3 protein-coding genes are annotated in these 4,855 nt (G+C 55.3%); 2 read left to right on the top strand and 1 reads right to left on the bottom strand.

Annotated features, from left to right (window positions below; all coding sequences use genetic code 11):
• Positions 1-72 precede the first annotated feature (72 nt).
• A complete protein-coding gene (xseA, locus tag ACSZPU_RS23405; RefSeq protein WP_499003810.1) occupies positions 73-1,428 on the bottom strand; it encodes an exodeoxyribonuclease VII large subunit in 1,356 nt (451 codons plus the stop codon).
• Between the two features lie 161 nt (positions 1,429-1,589).
• Here xseA and guaB point away from each other — a divergent pair, with 161 nt between their 5' ends.
• On the top strand, positions 1,590-3,056 hold the full coding sequence (gene guaB / locus ACSZPU_RS23400; RefSeq protein WP_499003808.1) for an IMP dehydrogenase: 1,467 nt from the start codon (positions 1,590-1,592) through the stop codon (positions 3,054-3,056).
• 62 nt (positions 3,057-3,118) lie between these two features.
• Entirely contained in the window at positions 3,119-4,696 is a 1,578-nt protein-coding gene (gene guaA, locus ACSZPU_RS23395) for a glutamine-hydrolyzing GMP synthase (protein WP_499003804.1), read from the top strand.
• Positions 4,697-4,855: the final 159 nt, after the last annotated feature.

Genomic DNA, 4,855 nt, shown 5'->3' with positions numbered 1-4,855 from the left:
GTTAGGGCGCGGCTGGTAAGAGAGCCTTATAGGCGCATCAGAAAAACCTCCGGCTATGCCGGAGGATATTTATTATGTCTTTTTCGCGGGAACGATGGTTTTGACTTCGCTTTCCAGCCAGCCGTCTTTCAGACGCGTCGTTAACGTATCGCCTGCTTTCACCTGCGTCGTTTTCTTCAGCACTTTGCCATCACCGGTGGTTGTGACGCTGTAGCCGCGCGCCAGCGTGGCCAGTGGGCTGACGGCTTCAAGATGGGTGATGGCGCTGCCAAAACGTTCACGCGTTGTGCTCATGCGGATTTGAATGGCCTGGGCCAGACGGAATTCCAGTTGCTGAACCCGCGTTTGCGCGCGGTGTAGCTGTGGCTGCGGGTTTTGTATGCTCAGGCGCTGAGTCAGACGTTGCTGACGGGTTGATGCCTGCTTAAGGCGATTCTCAATGGCAAAACGCATACGCTGCTGCAGGCGTTCAAGCACGTTTTGCTGACGCGCCAGTCGCAGTTGCGGGTGTTGCTGCTGCAGGCGATGGTTGAGCTGAGTAAAGCGACGCGTCCGGTTCGCCATAAAGAAATCCATCGCCATTTCCAGACGCTGCTGTGCGGACTGGATCTGGCGCAACAGTTCAGCCTGGTTACGGCTGACGATTTCCGCTGCGGCGGACGGGGTAGGGGCGCGTAAATCCGCCACGAAATCCGCGATAGTGACATCGGTTTCGTGGCCGACGGCGCTGACTACCGGAATGCGGCTGGCAAAAATGGCGCGCGCTACTCGTTCGTCGTTAAAGCTCCATAAATCTTCCAGCGAGCCACCGCCACGGCCTACAATCAGCACGTCACATTCCTGACGCGCGTTCGCCAGTTCAATGGCCCGCACAATTTGTCCCGGCGCATCGTCACCTTGTACCGCGGTGGGGTAAATGACCACTGGCAGGGAGGGATCGCGGCGTTTCAGAACGTGGAGAATGTCGTGCAGTGCGGCCCCGGTTTTCGAGGTGATCACGCCGATACAGTGGGCCGGTGTCGGCAACGCTTGTTTGAACTGCTGATCGAAAAGCCCTTCCGCTGACAGCGCCGCTTTCAGTTGCTCATATTTCTGCTGTAGCAGGCCTTCACCTGCGGGCTGCATGCTTTCAACGATTATCTGATAGTCGCCGCGCGGGTCATAGAGCGTAACGGAAGCGCGAACCAGAACCTGCTGACCATGCTGCGGACGGAAGGTCACGCGACGGTTGCTGTTGCGGAACATCGCACCGCGAACCTGCGCCGTGTCATCTTTCAGCGTGAAATACCAGTGGCCGGAGGAAGGCTGCGTGAAATTGGAGATTTCACCGGTGATCCAAACCTGGCCCATTTCGCGTTCCAGCAGGCTACGCACTGTTTGATTCAGTCGACTAACTGTAAAAATTGAGGGGCTTTGAAGAGATGACATGTGAGCTAGATCAAATTCTAAATCAGCAGGTTATTCAGTCGATAGTAACCCGCTCAGAGATGAGCGCAAGTATTTTTCGCAAAAAAATGTGGTAGCAATCGGTTACGCTCTGTATAATGCCACGGCAATATTTAACCACCCCCAGGTCAGAGATATTGCCCATGCTACGTATCGCTAAAGAAGCCCTGACGTTTGACGACGTCCTCCTCGTTCCCGCTCATTCAACCGTTCTGCCGAATACTGCCGATCTGAGCACTCAGCTCACGAAAACTATTCGTCTGAATATTCCGATGCTCTCCGCAGCAATGGACACCGTTACGGAAGCGCGCCTGGCAATCGCCCTGGCACAGGAAGGCGGCATTGGTTTTATCCACAAAAATATGTCCATCGAACGCCAGGCTGATGAAGTTCGTCGTGTGAAAAAACACGAGTCCGGCGTGGTTAAAGATCCTCAGACAGTCCTGCCAACCACCACCCTGCGCGAAGTGAAAGAACTGACCGAGCGTAACGGTTTTGCCGGTTACCCGGTGGTTGCCGAAGACAATTCGCTGGTCGGCATCATTACCGGTCGTGACGTTCGTTTTGTCACCGATCTGAATCAGCCTGTTAGCGTATACATGACCCCGAAAGAGCGTCTGGTCACCGTTCGCGAAGGCGAAGCGCGTGATGTTGTGTTCGCGAAAATGCACGAAAAACGCGTTGAGAAAGCGCTGGTTGTTGACGATAAGTTCCGTCTGCGCGGCATGATCACCGTAAAAGACTTCCAGAAAGCGGAACGTAAACCGAACGCCTGTAAAGATGAGCAAGGCCGTCTGCGCGTGGGTGCTGCGGTTGGCGCGGGTTCGGGCAACGAAGAGCGCGTTGATGCGCTGGTTGCGGCGGGCGTTGACGTTCTGCTGATTGACTCCTCTCACGGCCATTCCGAAGGCGTTCTGCAACGTATTCGTGAAACCCGTGCAAAATATCCGGACCTGCAAATCATCGGCGGTAACGTGGCAACAGGTGCTGGCGCACGTGCGCTGGCGGAAGCCGGTTGCAGCGCGGTGAAAGTCGGTATCGGCCCTGGTTCCATCTGTACTACCCGTATCGTTACCGGCGTAGGTGTACCGCAGATTACTGCCGTATCCGACGCGGTTGAAGCGCTGGAAGGCACCGGTATTCCGGTTATCGCCGACGGCGGTATCCGCTTCTCTGGCGACATCGCCAAAGCGATCGCAGCAGGTGCGGCGGCGGTGATGGTTGGCTCCATGCTGGCAGGTACCGAAGAATCCCCGGGTGAAATCGAACTCTACCAGGGCCGTTCCTATAAATCTTACCGCGGTATGGGTTCTCTGGGCGCGATGTCTAAAGGCTCCTCTGACCGTTACTTCCAGAGCGATAACGCCGCTGACAAACTGGTGCCGGAAGGTATCGAAGGTCGCGTGGCATACAAAGGTCGCCTGAAAGAGATCATTCACCAGCAAATGGGCGGCCTGCGTTCCTGTATGGGTCTGACCGGCTGTGGTACCATCGACCTGCTGCGCACTAAAGCGGAATTCGTGCGTATCAGCGGTGCGGGCATCCAGGAAAGCCACGTCCACGATGTGACCATCACCAAGGAATCCCCGAACTACCGTATGGGCTCCTGATAATTTCCACGCCCGGCTCTAAGCCGGGCGATTTTGTTTCACTTGCCTCGGAATTAGCGTCAATGACGGAAAACATTCATAAACATCGCATTCTTATCCTCGATTTCGGTTCTCAGTACACACAACTCGTTGCCCGCCGCGTGCGTGAGCTCGGTGTTTACTGTGAACTGTGGGCATGGGATGTCACCGAAGCACAGATTCGTGAATTCAACCCAAGCGGCATCATTCTTTCCGGCGGTCCGGAAAGCACCACCGAAGATAACAGCCCGCGCGCACCGCAGTACGTATTTGAAGCTGGTGTGCCGGTATTTGGCGTGTGCTACGGCATGCAGACCATGGCGATGCAGTTGGGTGGCCATGTAGAAGGTTCCAGCGAGCGTGAATTCGGCTATGCACAGGTTGAAGTTCTGACCGACAGCGCCCTGATTCGCGGTATCGAAGATTCCCTGACCGCAGACGGCAAACCGCTGCTGGATGTGTGGATGAGCCACGGCGATAAAGTGACGGCGATTCCGTCTGACTTCGTGACCGTTGCCAGCACCGAGACCTGCCCGTTTGCCATTATGGCTAACGAAGAAAAACGCTTCTACGGCGTGCAGTTCCACCCGGAAGTGACGCATACCCGTCAGGGCCTGCGCATGCTGGAGCGCTTCGTTATCGATATCTGCCAGTGCGAAGCCCTGTGGACGCCGGCGAAAATCATCGACGACGCTATCGAACGCATCCGTGCGCAGGTTGGCGACGATAAAGTGATCCTCGGCCTGTCCGGTGGCGTTGACTCCTCTGTGACCGCGATGCTGCTGCACCGTGCCATAGGTAAAAAACTGACCTGTATCTTCGTGGATAACGGCCTGCTGCGTCTGAATGAAGCCGAGCAGGTGATGGACATGTTCGGTGACCATTTCGGTCTCAATATTGTTCACGTCGAAGGCGAATCACGCTTTCTGAGCGAACTGGCGGGCGAGAACGATCCGGAAGCCAAACGCAAAATCATCGGTCGCGTGTTCGTTGAAATCTTCGACGAAGAAGCGCTGAAACTGGACGACGTGAAGTGGCTGGCGCAGGGTACGATTTACCCTGACGTAATTGAATCCGCCGCATCCGCCACCGGTAAAGCACACGTCATCAAATCTCACCACAACGTGGGCGGCCTGCCGAAAGAGATGAAGATGGGGCTGGTTGAACCGCTGCGTGAGCTGTTCAAAGACGAAGTGCGTAAAATTGGTCTGGAGCTGGGTCTGCCGTACAACATGCTGTACCGTCACCCGTTCCCGGGTCCGGGTTTGGGAGTGCGAGTACTGGGCGAAGTGAAAAAAGAGTACTGCGACCTGCTGCGTCGTGCCGACGCAATTTTCATCGAAGAGCTGCATAAAGCCGACCTGTACAACAAAGTCAGCCAGGCCTTCACCGTCTTCCTGCCGGTACGTTCCGTTGGCGTAATGGGCGATGGGCGTAAATACGATTGGGTTGTCTCCCTGCGTGCCGTTGAAACCATCGACTTTATGACCGCGCACTGGGCGCACCTGCCGTACGATTTCCTCGGCCGTGTTTCCAACCGCATCATCAACGAAGTGAACGGTATTTCTCGCGTGGTGTACGACATCAGCGGTAAGCCGCCAGCGACGATTGAGTGGGAATGATTTCCCGACCGACAACGTCTGGCACTAACAGGCACTAAACCATATTTAAGTCCGCGTAATTGCGGACTTTTTTTGTTTTTTAACTTAGATAGTGTCGTCACGAGGATAAAAATCATTGATAATAGGGCCTTCTAATCAGAAGGCCCTATTATCATGACT

This window comes from Phytobacter sp. V69, from assembly GCF_965644215.1.
In the GTDB taxonomy this organism is placed as follows: domain Bacteria; phylum Pseudomonadota; class Gammaproteobacteria; order Enterobacterales; family Enterobacteriaceae; genus Phytobacter.
Note: the sequence above shows the minus strand (reverse complement) of the source record. Positions and strands in the feature narration are given on the sequence as shown.